Below are 15,854 nucleotides of genomic sequence, written 5' to 3'. Positions count from 1 at the left end.
CCGTGCAAAGAACAAATGATCGAGTACCGAATCGAAGAGGACAGTAACGGCATGCGCCTGGACAAGTACCTGCGCAAGCGCTTGCCCAACGTCCCCACCAGCCATCTCTTCAAGATGATCCGGGTCAAGAAGGTCCGCGTGAACGGCAAGCGGGCCCAGCCCGAGCAGCTGCTCGCCCCCGGGGACGTCATCGCCATCCGCGGAGATGAGCAGCAGCTAACAGGTCCCGCCAAGTCCGGGCCCCGCACCCCACCCCCGCCACCCCTCGTGGACCCCTCCGAGCTCGTCATCCTCCTGGAGGACGACTGGATGATGGCCGTCGACAAGCCCAGCGGCATGGCCGTCCACACCGGCTCCGGAATTACGGGGGGTACCCTGGTGGACTATGTGCGTGCCTACCTGGGGCCCAAGGCCGTCCGCAACGACTTCACCGCCTCCCCCGCACATCGGCTCGACCGGGAGACCTCCGGCGTCATCCTCGTGGCCAAGCGCCGCCCGGCGATGGTGCATTTCACGGAAGTTTTCACTGAGGGTAAATCGCGGAAGCGCTACATCACCCTGGTGAAGGGGAAGATGCCGAAGGACTCGGGTGTCATCGACTTGCCGTTGTCGGAGCACCAGCAGACGGCCGAGTCCAAGGCCCGTCGAGGGGTGAACATGCAGGAGGCCCTCACCCGATGGAAGGTCATCCGGCAGTCGAGCGAGGTGGCGCTGCTCTCCTGCTCCATCGAGACAGGGCGCACGCATCAGATAAGAAGGCACCTGGCCGCAGTGGGGCACCCCGTTGCGGGAGACAAGAAGTATGGTGACTTTGCCTTCAACCGGGATGTGCGGGCCCGGTGGGGCTTGAAACGTTTGTTCCTGCACGCCGAGCGCATCGAATTTCCGCACCCCCAACACGGTGGGAAGGTGACGGTGGAGGCGCAGTTGCCTCCAGAGCTGAAGGACATACTCAGAAGAGCTGCGCTGGAACCGTCATGAGCACTCCGACTCCGAACATCGACCGCCGCCGCTCGAAGCTTGTCCTCACCGAAGGCAAGAAGCCTCGCTGGTGGCTCTTTCCCCTCAAGCTCCTGGGATGGCTGACCCTCACGGGCGCTACCGCCGGAGCCGTAGGCGTGCTGGCGGTGTACTACATCTTCTCGCAGGGCCTGCCGGCCATCCCCAAGGTGGACGAGTACTGGCCCCCTATCGTCACCGAGGTCTACACGGACGACGCGGTGCTGGCCGGCGAGTTCTACAACCAGCGGCGCAAGGTGGTGCCCTATGAGCGCATCCCCAAGCGCCTGGTGCAGGCCTTCATCGCCAGCGAGGACTCGAGCTTCTTCGACCACTTCGGCGTGGACGTGCTGGGCACGACGCGCGCCGTCACGAAGACGGTGCTCACCAAGCTGGGCTTGCGCGGCGGCGGCGTGCAGGGTGGCTCGACCCTGACGCAGCAGACGGCCAAGGCGGTCCTCATCGCCGCCGAGGGCTACAAGGAGGCCACCGCCAAGACGCCCAAGCGCAAGATTCGCGAGGCCATCCTCGCCATGCGCCTGGAGGCGGCGCTGACGAAGGAGGAGATCCTCTACCTCTACCTGAACAACGTCTTCCTCGGGCACCACAGCTACGGCGTGCAGAGCGCGGCGGAGAACTACTACCGCAAGGACGTGAAGGACCTGACGCTGGGCGAGATGACGCTCATCGCCGGACTGCCCCAGGCGCCCAGCCGCTACTCGCCGTTCCTGCGCCCGGAGGCCGCGAAGAAGCGCCGCGAGTACGTGCTGCGCCGCATGCTCGTGGAGGGGATGATCACCCAGAAGGAGCATGACGAGGCCACGGCCGAGCCCGTGAACGTCTACCCCGTGGAGGACGTGTTCCACGAGTTCGCCCCGTACTTCGTCGAGCAGGCCCGCCGCGACATCGTCGAGCGCTACGGCAACCCCGCGCTGCTGGAGCAGGGCCTGAAGGTCTTCACCACCATGGACAGCGAGCGGCAGCGCGCCGCGCAGGAGGCGGTGCTCCGCGGCCTGCTCACGCTGGACAAGCGCCAGGGCTGGCGCGGGCCTCTCACCGAGAAGCCCCTGTCCGAGGACGAGCGCAAGGCCTTCATTGACCGCTCCAAGAAGGTCATGGCCAAGGAGGAGCTCATCCTCAACCGGCTCTATGTCGCCGTCGTCACGAAGATCGACGCGGACGGCAAGGGCGCCGACATCCAGGTGGGCCCGTACGCCGGCCGGCTGCCGCTGCTCGGCATGCGCTGGGCCCGCAAGGTCAACCCCGAGTCCTATTACTCCGTGGGCGGGATGATCTCTTCGGTGAAGAAGGCCGTGAACGAGGGAGACCTGATCGTCGTCCGGCACGTGAAGAAGAAGGGCCTGTGGGACGATAAGGAGCAGTACGACAAGAGCATGGCCGCGCTGATCCCCGACGACGAGGAGAAGCCCGCCGAGCCTCCCAAGGAGGGTGAGGAGGAGATCGCCCCGGAGGAGGCCGACGCGAAGACCGCCGAGGCGGCCAAGCCCTCCCGCAAGGGCCCCTACCTCTTCCGGCTGGAGCAGCTGCCCGAGCCCCAGAGCGCGCTCGTCTCCATCGACCCGCACCGGCAGTACCTCACCGCCATGGTGGGCGGGTACGACTTCGACGACAACGAGTTCAACCGCGCGTTTCAGGCGTGCCGCCAGCCTGGCAGCTCGTACAAGCCGCTGGTGTACTCGGCCGCCATCGAGAAGCTGAAGTGGACCGAGGCCACCATCATCGTGGACTCGCCCATCGTCGAGCACGACCCGGACAACAAGGTGTCCTGGAAGCCGGAGAACTACACCGAGGAGTTCGTCGGAGACGTGCTGCTGCGCAACGCGCTCATCAACTCCATGAACATCCCCGCCGTGAAGACGTTCGGCGCCATCGGCACCAAGAACATGTCCGAGTGGGCCAAGACGCTGGGCCTGTCCACGCCGATGAACATGGACTTCTCCGCCGCGCTCGGCTCCTCGTGCGTCTACCCGGTGGAACTGGCCCAGGTGTACGCCACCTTCAACCGCTACGGCCGCAAGAAGCCCACGTACTTCGTCCGCAAGATCGAGGATCGCTTCGGCCGCACGCTCGAGGACCACACCGCATTCGATGATCCGTGGGCCCCGCTCCAGGATCGCGTTGCCTCCGGCTACGCGCGCCTCTTCGAGCCCGGCGAGCAGGTCATGAGCCCGGAGACCGGCTTCATCATCACCCACCTCATGCGCGGCGTGGTGCTCGAGGGCACGGGCGGTCCGGCTCAGCGCCTGGGCCGCCCCACCGCGGGCAAGACGGGCACCACGAACGACTCGTTCGACACGTGGTTCTCCGGCTTCACGAGGGATCTCGTCACGGTGGCGTGGGTGGGCTACGACTTGAACCCGCACCCGCTCAACCGCTTCGAGACGGGTGGCCGCGCCGCGCTGCCCATCTGGCTGGAGTACATGAAGAAGGCCATCGCGGACCGGCCGCAGCCGGAGTTCTACCCGTGGCAGAGCATGGATCTGGTGAAGCTGCCGATCGACTCGAAGACGGGGAAGATCGCCTCGGACAGCTCCAAGGGCATGAAGATCATGTACTTCAAGAAGGGGACCGAGCCGAAGGAGGTCACCCCTCAGAAGGGCCAGATCGACGAGCGGCAGTTCCTGATGGGCCAGCAGTAGCCCGTCAGCGCAGCTTGCGCATCAGCGGATCGAACACGGCGTTGGGGAGGGCTTGAGCCACCCCCATCGCCGCCCGCGTCTGCCACGGGAACGAGAACACCGTCTGGCCGCGCACGATGGCCTTGCCCATGAGCTCGGCGGCCTCGGCGGCCTCGAGCATGAACGGCATGGGGTGCTTGTTGGGCGCCGTCATGTCCGTCTTCACGAAGCCCGGGTAGATGCAGGTGACGCGCACCCCCGTGCCCCGCAGGTCCACCCGCAGGCTCTCCATGAACGTGCTCAGGAATGCCTTCGAGCCCGAGTAGGCCGCGTTCTTCGGCAGCCCCCGGAACCCCGCGAGGCTGGAGACGCCCACGAGGTGTCCGCGCTTGCGCTCCACCATCTGTGGCAGCACCGCGCTCAGCGTGGCCGCCGCCCCCATCACGTTCACCTCCAGCACCTGCTTGGCGCGCTCCCACTTGAAGCGCTTGCCGTTGGTGTCCAGCCCCACGCCCGCGTTGGCCACCACCAGGTCCAGCCCGCCGCAGTCCGCGTCGATCTTCTGGAGGTGCGCCATCGTCTCGTCCGTGCGAGAGACGTCCATCTCCACCGGCTCCACGGTGCCGCCCGCCGCCCGGGCCTCCTCCGCGAGCGCCTGGAGGTTCTGCAGCCGCCTCGCTGCGGCAAACACCCGCGTGCCGCGCTTGGCGAACCACAGCGCCAGTCCGTACCCCAGCCCGCTCGAGGCCCCGGTGATGAGGGCCGTTCCGTATCTTGTCTCAGCCATCCGTGCCCCTCCTGCGTGAGCGCCGCTCGACGGCCGCGCACGCTGGGCCACGTGCTGGCCTGCGTCAAGCCGCCGGTGAGGCCAGTGGTAGGTTCACCTCGAAAGTGGAGCCCTTGCCCGGCTCGCTCAAGGCTCGGATGGTCCCCCCAAAGGCCTCCACCAGGTGCCGCGTCAGGTACAGCCCCAGCCCCAGCCCGCCGAAGTGCTCCGCCGATACCGCCCGCTCGAAGCGGTCGAAGATGCGCGGCAGGTGCTCCGGAGAGATGCCGATGCCCTCGTCCCGCACCGTGAGCCGTGCTCCGGTGGTCACCTGCTCCACGCTGATGTGGATGGGGCGGCCCGCACCGTACTTGAGCGCGTTGCTCAGCAGGCTGCTCACCACCTGCTCCAGCCGGATGCGGTCCCAGCGCCCCACCACGGGCTCCGGCGCGGTCACCTCCAGCAGCGTGCTCGTCCGCTCCGCCTGCGCTGCGAACCGGCTCACTACCTCGCGCATGAGCGCCGACAGGTCCACGTAATCCAGGTCCAGCACCAGCCGGCCCGCCTCCAGGCGGGACACATCCAGCAGGCCCTCCGCCAGCGTCGACAGCCGCTTGCACTGGCGCTGTAGCACCGCGACGTGCTCCTTAATACGGAGCGGGTCCAGCGGTGCTCCCTTCCGCTCCAGCTCGCGCCGGAGCGTCTGCAGCCGGAGGTTCAGCGGCGTGAGCGGCGTCTTCAGCTCGTGCGATGCCACCGAGAGGAACTCATCCCGCAGTCGCACCGCCTCTCGCGAGGCGCGGTAGAGCAGGGCGTTGTCCACCGCCAGGGCCGCGCGCGACGCCAGCTCCATGGCCAGCCGCAGGTCGGCCTGCCGGTAGCGGCGGTGGGAGCCGGCATACGCGAAGGTGATGGCTCCCAGCGTCCGCCCGCGCGCCTGCAGCGGAGTGGTGAGGTACGACTCCAGCCCCAGTGAGCGCAGGGCGCGCAGGTGCTCTCCGTCCCGCGCCGCCCGGGGCAGCTTCGAGTCCGGCACATCGCCGCGCAGCTCCGGCTGGCCCTCGCGGATGACCCGGCCTGGTCCGTACGCATCATCCAGCCGGGAGGGCCAGTGGTGCTCCAACTCCCAGGCCACAGCCGCCTTCTCCGGCGCCCGGTGCGCCACCGCGAGCCGGCGGATCGTCCCATCCTCCTCGAGCATGTCCACCGTGCACAGGTCCGCCACCACCGGCACCGCCAGCTGCGCCACCCGGTCCAGCGTCACGCGGAAGTCGAGCGAGGCCGCCAGCGCCTGGCTCGCCCGGGCGATGAACCGGGCCCGGCGCTCAGCCCGCCGCGCCCGGCGCGCCAGTCTGCGGGTCTCCATCGCCGCCACCACCGTGCGCGCGAGCTCCTCGGCCACCTCCAGGTCCATCGGGCCATAGGCGGGCTCGGGCCCGCACCGGCCCAGCAGCAGCAGGCCCAGCACGCGCCGGCGCCCCTTCAGCGGAACCATCAGCACCGAGCGCGGCGCGAACTCCTCCAGGGCCACGAGGGGCTCCGGGAGCACACCCATCTGCCGGCGGATCTCCACCGGGAAGTCCACGAAGCGCTGCGGCACACCCGTGTGGATCACCTCCAGCCACGGGCTGCACGCCGTGTCCGAGCGCGGGTGACAGGCGAGGGCCCGGAGCCGGACCTCCTGGTCGGGATCCGTGTGCACCGCCGCCACCCGCTGCGGCTGCCCCTCGGGCGTGACGAGGTCCACCAGGCAGAAGGTGGCCAGGCCATGCACCGTGGTGAGGCGGGCCACGTCCCGGAGCATGCGGCGCAGCCCTCTCGTCCGCTGGGAGAGCAGGCGGCCGGCCTCGGAGAGCAGGTGCAGGGAGTTTTCCGGGGTTGTCTGCTCCCACGTATCGGGCCCGCGAGGACCGGGAGCTTCGTGACGTACACCTCGGTCATGCCCATCGCTGGAGTTGTTCATGCCATGGGTGGAAGTGCCTGGAGTCATTGCGCCGAGCGGTGGGAAAACCTTCGTGTACTTTTAGGTATGTACGCTCGGGCGATCGTGCGAGTGACCTTGCCTGGTCTCCCTGCGGGCACGGGGCAGAGGGGGCTTGGTGGCAGGGCCGGGTCATCGTCCTCACCCTGAATAGCAGGGAGGAGAGGGCCATGGAGCCACTGAGGAGCCTGCTCGTCGTCGATGACGACCACGACATTTTGTTTTCGCTCCAGGACGCCCTTGAGATGGAGGGCTACCACGTCGTCACCGCCGCCAGCGGGCGCGAGGCCCGGGAGGCGCTGAGGCAGGGCCTGCGTCCGGACCTCATCCTGTTGGACTTGATGATGCCCGACGTGAGCGGGTGGGCCTTCCGCGCGTGGCAGCGCTCCCAGGAGGAGTTCGCTGACATCCCCGTCATCATCGTCTCCGGACAGGGCCTCAGCGCCGCCGAGGTCTCCCGGCTCGGGGTCAATGGTTACCTCCCGAAGCCACTGGACCTTGATGCGCTCCTGTCCACCGTGGCCCGCTTCATGCCCCAGGAACGGCAGCCCGGGGTGGCCTCCTGGTAGGCCCGGGGCCCGGCGTCAGAGGTTCGGCCAGTAGGGCTTGAGCGCCTCGCGGCTCTGGGCCAGCGCCCTCATCGCGTCCGAGGTCGTCTCCCCAGTGGGGAAGCTGTCCCGCCGGCCCGCGAGCACCTCTACGCAGGCATGTACGGACTGGGAAAGTCCCTCCAGCGAATAGCCGCCCTCCAGGAGAAGCACCAGCCTGCCGTCGCACACGCTCTCCGCCAGGGACTTCATCGCCGAGCACATCGCCGCAAAGCCCCGCTCCGTGACGAGCATTCCTCCGATGGGGTCCGCCCGGTGCGCATCGAAGCCCGCGGACACGAGCACCAGCTGCGGCCGGAACGCCTCGGCGATGGGCAGGAAGAGCTCCTCGAAGACGGCCTGGTAGTCCTTGTCCGTGGCGGCGCCGGGGATGCCACAGTTGACGGTGAAGCCCTTCCCTTCGCCCGCGCCCACCTCGTGCGGCGCGCCCGTGCCTGGGTAATACGGGTATTGGTGCACGGACTGGTAGAGCACGTCCCGCCGCTCCCAGAAGGCGGCTTGGGTGCCGTTGCCGTGGTGCACGTCCCAGTCCAGCACCAGCACGCGCTCCAGCCCGCGCCGTCGCGCCGCCTCCGCCGCGATGGCCACGTTGTTGAAGAGGCAGAAGCCCATGGAGCGGCCGGGCTCGGCGTGGTGCCCCGGGGGCCTGACCAGCGCGAAGGCATTGCGCGCCCGGCCCGCCAGCACCTCGTCCACCGCCTGCACCGCCGCGCCCGCGGCCAGGACCGCCGCGTCGTAGCTGTCCTCGGAGGTGCGGGTGTCTGGGTCGATGACGGCCTCTTCCCCGGCCAGTCCTGACAGGTACTTGCGCAATTCCGGTGTATGCACCCACGAGAGCTCCGCCTCCGTGGCCGACCGGGGCTGGCCCACCTGGGTGCCCTCCACCGGAGCGCGCGCCAGCACCGACAGGATGCTCTGGAGCCGGGCGGGGCTCTCCGGGTGGACTGGGCCCGGCTTGTGCTTGAGGAACAGCGGATCGGTCAGCAGCAGGGTAGGGGACGTCATGCGGCGGGCTCCGGACGGGGGGGACCTACTCCTCCCGTAGGCCCGAATCTACTCCGGGGCCGATTTCTTCCCGCCAGGGGCTCCGAGGCCTGTTCCGTTCCTTGCCCTTTGTCTCATTCCCTCCTTTGATATCAGCGCCTTGGCTCGGATCCTCCAGAAAGTCGGTCTTCGCGGGCTCCTTTTCGGAGTCTTCACCGTGGCTCAAGCCGCGCTCTTCCTGGTGTTCGCCATCGTTGTGGCGGACTCGGTGAGGGACTACCTCGACACCCAGCTCACCACGCATGCGCGTGAGAAGGCCCAGGAGATCGCCAACAGAGGCGTCTCCACTCCGGATGCCCTCGCCCTCATCAGCTGGGACGAAGACTTCGCCTTCGGCGCCATCGTCGACAGGAGTGGCCAGGTCGTCGACAGCGTCAGAGACCTCCCGAAGGATCTCGGCTCCCTGGTGGACCAGCTTGGCCGGGGCGAGTTGTCCTCTCCCGTCATCCGCGAGAACGGCGACCGGATCCTCGTGGCCCCCCTCAAGGGTGGCAACGGCTGGGTCCTCGTGGGCGTGAAATACTCGGGCATCTCCGAGGCCGTCTCCGCGCTGCGCTGGAGCATGCTCAAGCTCTTCGCCGTGGGCGTGCTGATCTTCCTCATCGTCTTCATCTTCGTCACCCGGCTGCGCATCCTCCAGCCGCTCGACGCGATGATGTCCATGGCCCGGCGGCTGGCCGAGTCGGACCTCACGGGCCGCGCGGATGTGGCCGCCAGCCAGGACGAGCTGGGCAAGCTCGCCGAGGCCCTCAATCGCATTGGCCAGAGCTGGCGGGAGACGCTCGGGCGCGTGCGAGGCGTGTCCGAGAGCCTCGCGGGCGTCATCGAGCAGATCTCCCGTACCGGCACCACCGTGTCCTCGGGCGCGGGCACCGTGCAGGCCCGGGTGGAGGAGACCTCCTCCTCCATGGTGGAGATGCTGGCGAGCCTCCGGGGCATCGCCGACAACGTCGAGGTGCTCTACCAGAGCGCCGAGCAGAGCAGCTCCTCCATCGTCCAGATGGCCGCCACCAATGACGAGGTGGCCGAGAACGTCCAGTCCATGGCCGCCAGCGTGGAGGAGACCACCAGCGCCATCGAGGAGATGTCCTTCTCCATCCGCGAGGTGGCCACCAACATCGCCGCGCTGTCCTCCTCCACCGAGGAGACGTCGCTCTCCATCAAGAAGATGGACGCCTCCATCGGGCAGGTGGAGACCAACGCCAACGAGACGGCCCGCCTCTCGGAGCAGGTGTCCGAGGACGCTCAGTCCGGCGTGGAGTCGCTGCAGAAGACGCTCAGCGGCATCGACCGCATCAAGGAGACGAGCCGCACGGCCGCCGGCGTCATCGAGAGCCTGGGCAAGCGCATCTCCGACATCGGCAACATCCTCAACGTCATCGACGACGTGGCCGAGCAGACCAACCTGCTGGCGCTCAACGCCGCCATCATCGCCGCCCAGGCGGGCGAGCACGGCAAGGGCTTCGCGGTGGTGGCCGAGGAAATCAAGGACCTGGCCGAGCGCACGGGCGCCTCCACCAAGGAGATCGCGGACCTCATCCGGAGCATCCAGGAGGAGAGCCGCAACGCGGTGGCGGTGATGAACCAGGGCGTGAAGAACGTGGAGGAGGGCGTGCAGCTGGGCCGCGACGCCGAGGGTGCGCTGTGGAAGATCAACGACAGCGCCCAGAAGGCCACGCAGATGGTGAAGGCCATTGCGCGCGCCACGGTGGAGCAGGCCCGCAACAGCCGCCAGGTGACGGGGGCCATCCAGCGCATCTCCGACACGGTGTCGATGATCTCCAAGGCCTCGAACGAGCAGGCCAAGGGCAGCGATCAGATCATCAAGAGCGCGGAGAAGATGAAGGCCATCACCGCGCACGTGCAGCGCAGCAGCCAGGAGCAGACGCAGGGCAGCAAGCAGATCACCCGCTCCATCGAGAGCATCAACGAGATGGTCACCCACCTCAACCGCGCCCAGAAGGAGCAGACCAAGGGCAGCGAGCAGGTGCTCAAGGCGGTGGAGACCATCAAGAGCGTCTCCGAGCACCAGACACGCAGTGTGCGGCAGCTGGAGGAGGCCATCGACCACCTCCAGAAGCAGGCCGAGGTGTTGCGGGGAGAGGTGCGCCGCTTCCGCGTGTGAGCCTACCCGAGCAGCCAGCCGTACCCCGGGTGCACTTTCGCTCCAGGGGTGCTAGTTCTTGAGGCCCATGTCGTCCCGACCTGTCTCCGAGCGCGCCGTCATCTTCCTGATCGGAGCGGTCCAGTTCGTCAACATCCTCGACTTCGTGATGGTGATGCCGCTGGGCCCTGACTTCGCGAAGGGGCTGGGGATCGACATCTCGCACATCGGCTACCTCTCCGCGAGCTACACCGGTGCCGCCAGTGTGGCGGGTGTGGTGGGAGGCGCCTTTCTGGACCGCTTCGACCGGCGCAAGGCGTTGGCTGTCTCCATGCTCGGGCTGGTGGTGGCCACCGCCGCGGGCGGCCTCGCCACCGGCTTCACCACGTTGATGATGGCGCGGGTGCTCGCGGGCTTGTTCGGTGGGCCAGCCACCTCGCTCGCCATGTCCATCGTCGCCGAGCTCATCCCTGTGGAGCGGCGCGGCCGGGCGATGGGGGCGGTGATGGGGGCCTTCTCCATCGCCTCCGTGGTGGGCATCCCCCTGGCGCTCAAGGTGGCGGAGCTCGGCAGCTGGCGGACGCCCTTCCTCACCGTGGCCGGGTTTGGGCTGCTGGTCGTGCTCGGAGCCATCTTCTTCCTGCCTCCCATGCGACGACACCTGGAGGAGGGGCGGCGCCAGGACCACCCGGTGGACGCCATGGAGCTGCTGCAGAACCGCGATGTGCAGCTGTCCTACCTCATGTCCGCCCTGGTGATGATGAGCGGCTTCGTCCTCATCCCCAACATCTCCGGCTACGTGCAGCAGAACCTTGGCTACCCGCGGGACTCCGTCGGCCACATCTACTTCTTCGGCGGCATCGTCAGCTTCATCACCCTGCGGCTGGCAGGCCCCCGGGTGGACAAGCTCGGGGCCTTCCGGGTGGGCGTCGTGGCCGCGGTGCTCGGGGTGTTCACCACCTACATCGGCTTCATCCACTACCCGGCCTGGCTGCCCGTCTCCGTGCTCTTCATGGGCTTCATGATGGCCAACGGCCTGCGCAATGTGGCCTACAACACGCTCACCTCGCGCGTGCCCTCCAATGCCGTGCGCGCCCGGTTCATGTCGCTGCAGTCCGCCGTGGGGCACATGGCCTCGGCGCTGGCGGCCTACCTTTCCTCGGTCGTCCTCGTCACCTTGCCGGATGGCAAGCTGGGGGGCATCGAGCAGGTCGCCACGCTGTCCATCCTGATGACGGTGATGATCCCCTTCATGATGCGAGTCGTCGAACAGCGCATCCGTGCCCGGGACCAGGGGGGCGCGCTCCAGATGGGGCAAGTTGCCCCAGCCGTTGCCCTGGCTCACCCTCCCTCCGACCACCATTAGGTTGCCCCACCGTCCAGCGTCCGGCCAGCCAGGGACTGTGCTGGATGGACGCTGCCATGCGGCTCCCCGTTGCGCTGGGCGCGGCATGGCGCGATAACCCCAGGCCAGTCTTCCCCGGAGCCCATCCGTCATGTTCAACATCGGCGCAGGAGAGATGGTCTTCATCCTGATTGCTGCGCTGCTCATCCTCGGGCCTCAGCGGCTGCCCGAGCTGGCGCGCGGCATCGGCAAGTTCCTGCGGGAGTTCCGCCGCCAGACGGACGAGGTGCGCGGCGTCGTGGTGCGCGAGTTCTACGCGATGGATGAGGAGGTCCAGCGCGAGCCGGCTCCGCCTCCCGCCCCTGTGGCCCCTCACGGCACGCCGGAGCACGCCGCCCACCCCGAGCCCCCCGCGCTGCCCCTGCCTCCGGGCCTCCATGCGCCACTCGATGCCATGACGGCCGCCCACCCCGAGTCCGTGCCGGTGGCGCCCGCCGTGGCAGCTCAGGCTGCGGCACTGGGCGCAGTGCCTCCCGCCGCGGAGGGAGAGGCACCGGCGGCTGGGGCCGGCGAGGCTCCCACGGCGGCCGAGGAAGAGCCCCTGCCGCGCTTTGATCCCATCCCGGGCACGGTGGCCCGTAACGCGTCGAAGTAGAGCGAGCCTTGGCCTTTCCGAATCCGACTCTGGACCCTGAACTGCGCATGTCGCTGGCGGAGCACCTCACGGAGCTCCGTGCGCGGCTCGTCAAGTGCACCCTGGCGGTGTTGGTGCTGGGCGGCGTGTCTCTCGTCTTCGCCCGCCCCATCTTCGGCGTGCTGATGAAGCCCGTGCTGGCGGCGCTCCCGCCCGAGGCCCGCTCCCTCGTCTACACCTCCGGCATCGAGGAGATTAACGTCCTCATGAAGGTGGGGGTGTACTGCGGCATCTTCCTCACCACGCCCGTCATCCTCTGGCAGATCTGGGGCTTCGTCTCGCCCGGGCTGTACCCGGAGGAGCGGCGCTACGCCTCGCCCTTCGTCATCTTCGGCTCGCTGGCCTTCATGCTCGGCGCTGCGTTCTGTTACTTCGCGGTGCTGCCCTCCATGTTCCAGTTCCTCCTGAACGAGGAGGAGGCCGCCGCGGTGGAGAGCCGCATGGATGTGGCCCGCATGCGCACGGAGGATGCGCTGCGCTTCCTGCGGTTAGGGGATGCGGAGCGCGCCGGACAGCTCGCGAAGGAGGCCACCTCGGCGCTGGTCTCCGCCGGCGACGGGATGCTGGACGAGCCCGAGGTGGTGCCCTCCGAGAGCGTGGAGCTGGCGGCCCGCCTGGAGGGGCTGGGGAAGCTGCTGGACGCCACGGCGGACGGCTTCGGCGTGCCCTCGCGGCTCGTGCTGAAGCAGGCGGTGGAGAAGCGCGTGGTGGCGGCCGAGGCCTTCGGGCGCAAGGACTATGCGGTGGCGGCCGCGGCAATGGATGAGGCGGCGAGCCTGCTCGCGGGCGTGGCGCCGACTCGCACCGAGGAGCTGGCCGGCCTGTGGAAGCTGGAGAAGGAGCTGGCCACCGGGCACGCCCGCCACGAGGCGCTCCGGTGGACGCGGCCCATGCTCACCATGAACGAGCAGCTGTCCCTCGTGCTGGTGCTGCTGCTGGCCTTCGGCGTCATCTTCGAGCTGCCGCTGGTGATGGCGCTGCTCGGCGTGGTGGGTGTGGTGAAGAGCAAGTGGCTCTTCAAATACCAGCGCCATGCCTTCGTGGTGTGCCTCATCGCCGCGGCGATCCTCACTCCCACGGGGGACGTGGTGAACCTGTCGCTGATGGCGGGGCCCATGTTGCTGTGCTACGAGCTGGGCGTGGTGGCGGTGTGGCTGATCGAGCGGCGGCGGTCCAAGACCGAGGTTGACCCGAGCATCTCGCCGGCGCCATGAACCGGTCCTCGCCTCCTCGCCGGCGGCTGATCGCGAACCTGCGCTACCTGTTCGCGCTGCTGAAGCGCTTCCGCATCACGCTGTTGCTGACGGCGGCGCTGTTCCTGGGGGCCCCACCCATCTACCAGCTGCAGTGCGAGCTGCCCGGCGGCGAGCACGTGAAGGCCGGCAAGGCGCTGCAGCACGTGTACTTCCTGTTGTTCGGGCAGCCCTCGCTGGACTGCGCGGATGACTGGGTGCTCACGGTGCTGAACCTGCTCATCCCGCCGGTGGGCATCGCGCTGGTGGTGGATGGCGTTGTGCGCTTTGCCTACCTGTTCTTCGCCAAGCACAAGAGCGACAAGGAGTGGATCGAGGTGATTGCCGAGACCTTGAAGGGGCACATCATCGTGTGCGGGGCGGGCCGCGTGGGCTACCGCGTGGTGGACCAGCTGCTGTCCATGGGCAAGGACGTGGTGGTGGTGGAGAAGCGCGAGGATGGTGCCTTCGTGAGCGTGCTGCGCGACCAGCAAGTGCCGCTGCTCATCGACGACATCCGCAGCCCGCAGTGCCTGCCGCGCCTGAACGTGAGGGCGGCCTCCGCCATCGTCTGCTCCACGGACGATGACCTGGCCAACCTGAACATCGCCCTGGACGCGCGGCGCTTCAATCCGGGCATCCGCGTGGTCATCCGCCTGTTCGATGACGACCTGGTGGCCAAGGTGCGCGACACCTTCAAGGCCGAGGCGCTGTCGAGCTCCTCGCTGGCCGCGCCGGCCATGGCGCTGGCGGCGCTGGATCCGCGCATCGTTCACTCGTTCCGGATTGGCGGGCATCTAATGGTGGTGTCGGTGTTCGAGGCCCGTACGGGGCTGCCGGGCATCACCATTTCCGAGGTGAGGGATCGCTTCGGGGCGCTGGCGCTCTCGCTGCGGCGAGGAGGCGAGGACAAGCTCCACCCGAACGGCGACCAGCGCATCCTGGATGGGGATCTGCTGACACTCCAGGCTGAGTACCCAGACTACCGGCGGCTGCGCGCCTTCACCGGCGAGGCGCATCCGCCCATCTGGTCCGACAACGAGTCGGCCCTGCCGGCCCTGACTCGGCCGACAGGGACGGACTGAGTCCTCTACCAGCAGCGGAAGTTCAGCACCTGGGCGGGAGGTTCGCCTTCCAGGGTTTCCGGCTGTGACGTCGTGCCCAGCTTTCCGCTCGCCGAGAAGCCCCAGCACCACGCGGTGCCGCTCGTGTCACAGCCGCAGACGTGGTCGCCGCCCGCGCTCAAGGTGAGCATGTTCTGGACGGGTACCTTCACCGGCGTGGAACTGCACGGATCATTGCCGAAGATGTTGGGGCACGTTTCCTGGGTGGCCGCGCCCAGCTGGAGGGTGGCATTGCCTCCCCAACCCCAGACGGTTCCGTCCGTGAGCAGCACCAGCGCGGTGCTGTAGGCCGTGACGAGGACCTTGGCTGGAGCCGGCAGGCCGGTGATCTTCCGCGGAGTGGGGTTGCAAGGCAGCGCGCCGCTGGACCAGAAGCAGTCCTGGGTGCCCGTGCGCGTCCCCGTCTGGGCGACTTCGTTGGCGCCCCAGCACCACACCTCTCCCGCCGTGGTCAGGCCGCACGCGAAGTTCCCGCCCACGGAGACTTGCTGGAAGAGGGTGCCTGCGGGGACCTTGACCTGGACGGAGCCGCCGCTCGTGGTGCCGTTGCCCAGGTTGCCCGCGTTGTTGTAGCCCTGGCAGACCAGGGTGCCATCGCTCTTCACGAAGCACATGAAGTCCCCGTCGTACACGGAGAGAGCGCGCGCTCCGCTCGCCACCACTTGCTGGGTGTCGCCCTGGGAGTAGGCCCAGATGCTGCCGTCCTTCTTGGTCACGTAGGCGGTCTCCTCGCCCATGTCGAAGGATTGGACCTCGGTGCCGAACACGGTCAGCTGCTGGGGCGGGGAGAACAGCGTGTCCTCGTCCTCGCTCAGGATGCGTCCCCAGCACCAGAAGGTCCCATCCGTCTTGAGGCCACACGTGGCCTGGTTGCCTGAGACCACCTGGGCCAGTCCCGTGATGCGTGCTTGCACCGGGACAGGGCTCTCGTCGCCCGAGGTGCCCTGCTCGCCGTACTGGTTCCGGCCCCAGCACCATGTCTCTCCGTTCGAGTTGAACCCGCACGTGTGGTGCTCCCCGGCGCTCACGGCTCCCTTGGCGGTGGGAGGGGGAGAGGGCAGCGGAACCGGATCCGGGTTCGGCTCCGGAGGCGTGGGAGAGGTACCGCCGCCGCAAGCGGCTGCGAGCAGCGCCAGGGTCAGAGTGAGCCAACGCGAGGTCATCGTTGCTCCTTGGAAGGGGAAGACAGGGTTCTACCGCACGTGTCTAAGCGGGGGGCAGAGCGGGTCCGTGCGGCTTGTGGATCTGGACACAGAGTGCGCGTCCCGCCATGGCGGTTGTCCGTGGGCGGTGCGTGCGCGTAAGAAAGGCGGCCGCT

Annotated in this window: 12 protein-coding genes; 8 read left to right on the top strand and 4 right to left on the bottom strand. The window is 68.2% G+C overall.

Going from position 1 to position 15,854, the window contains the following annotated elements; genetic code table 11:
* Nucleotides 1-15 precede the first annotated feature (15 nt).
* The gene (locus DB31_RS36085) at nt 16-981 is read left to right on the top strand and encodes an RluA family pseudouridine synthase (RefSeq protein WP_044196653.1); all 966 of its coding nucleotides are present in this window, start codon (nt 16-18) and stop codon (nt 979-981) included.
* Nucleotides 978-3,659, top strand: coding sequence for a penicillin-binding protein 1A (locus tag DB31_RS36080; protein WP_044196651.1), 2,682 nt, complete (start codon nt 978-980; stop codon nt 3,657-3,659). The genes DB31_RS36085 and DB31_RS36080 overlap by 4 nt, the downstream gene beginning before the upstream one ends.
* 4 nt (nt 3,660-3,663) lie before the next feature.
* Here DB31_RS36080 and DB31_RS36075 read toward each other — a convergent pair whose 3' ends face one another.
* Both DB31_RS36075 and DB31_RS36070 read right to left on the bottom strand, forming a co-directional pair.
* On the bottom strand, nt 3,664-4,425 hold the full coding sequence (locus DB31_RS36075; protein WP_044196649.1) for an SDR family NAD(P)-dependent oxidoreductase: 762 nt from the start codon (nt 4,423-4,425) through the stop codon (nt 3,664-3,666).
* Between the two features lie 64 nt (nt 4,426-4,489).
* Nucleotides 4,490-6,367 carry a sensor histidine kinase gene (locus tag DB31_RS36070; protein WP_083969114.1) on the bottom strand — a complete coding sequence of 626 codons (1,878 nt, stop codon included), beginning with the start codon at nt 6,365-6,367 and terminating at the stop codon, nt 4,490-4,492.
* A gap of 188 nt (nt 6,368-6,555) precedes the next feature.
* Here DB31_RS36070 and DB31_RS36065 point away from each other — a divergent pair, with 188 nt between their 5' ends.
* Entirely contained in the window at nt 6,556-6,954 is a 399-nt protein-coding gene (locus DB31_RS36065) for a response regulator (protein WP_044196647.1), read from the top strand.
* Between the two features lie 15 nt (nt 6,955-6,969).
* Here the strand turns inward: DB31_RS36065 and DB31_RS36060 are convergent, their stop codons facing one another.
* A complete protein-coding gene (locus tag DB31_RS36060) occupies nt 6,970-7,998 on the bottom strand; it encodes a histone deacetylase family protein (RefSeq protein WP_044196645.1) in 1,029 nt (342 codons plus the stop codon).
* A 196-nt stretch (nt 7,999-8,194) separates the two neighbouring features.
* Here DB31_RS36060 and DB31_RS36055 point away from each other — a divergent pair, with 196 nt between their 5' ends.
* The 5 genes from DB31_RS36055 (at nt 8,195) to DB31_RS36035 (ending at nt 14,497) form a co-directional block, all read left to right on the top strand.
* Entirely contained in the window at nt 8,195-10,162 is a 1,968-nt protein-coding gene (locus tag DB31_RS36055; RefSeq protein ID WP_420806738.1) for a methyl-accepting chemotaxis protein, read from the top strand.
* A gap of 67 nt (nt 10,163-10,229) precedes the next feature.
* Entirely contained in the window at nt 10,230-11,507 is a 1,278-nt protein-coding gene (locus DB31_RS36050; protein ID WP_044196641.1) for an MFS transporter, read from the top strand.
* A gap of 130 nt (nt 11,508-11,637) precedes the next feature.
* Nucleotides 11,638-12,141 (top strand): Sec-independent protein translocase subunit TatA/TatB, encoded by a 504-nt coding sequence (locus DB31_RS36045; RefSeq protein WP_044196638.1) that lies wholly within the window; start codon nt 11,638-11,640, stop codon nt 12,139-12,141.
* Nucleotides 12,142-12,188: 47 nt separating this feature from the next.
* Nucleotides 12,189-13,394 carry a twin-arginine translocase subunit TatC gene (tatC, locus tag DB31_RS36040; protein WP_044196637.1) on the top strand — a complete coding sequence of 402 codons (1,206 nt, stop codon included), beginning with the start codon at nt 12,189-12,191 and terminating at the stop codon, nt 13,392-13,394.
* Nucleotides 13,391-14,497, top strand: coding sequence for a potassium channel family protein (locus tag DB31_RS36035; protein WP_044196635.1), 1,107 nt, complete (start codon nt 13,391-13,393; stop codon nt 14,495-14,497). Before tatC ends, DB31_RS36035 begins: the two co-directional genes overlap by 4 nt.
* A 5-nt stretch (nt 14,498-14,502) precedes the next feature.
* Here DB31_RS36035 and DB31_RS36030 read toward each other — a convergent pair whose 3' ends face one another.
* Nucleotides 14,503-15,699 (bottom strand): RCC1 domain-containing protein, encoded by a 1,197-nt coding sequence (locus DB31_RS36030; protein WP_044196633.1) that lies wholly within the window; start codon nt 15,697-15,699, stop codon nt 14,503-14,505.
* Nucleotides 15,700-15,854: the final 155 nt, after the last annotated feature.

This window comes from Hyalangium minutum (assembly GCF_000737315.1).
Taxonomy (GTDB): Bacteria; Myxococcota; Myxococcia; order Myxococcales; family Myxococcaceae; genus Hyalangium; species Hyalangium minutum.
The sequence above is the reverse complement of the archived record's forward strand: the minus strand, read 5'-3'. Positions and strand labels throughout refer to the sequence as shown.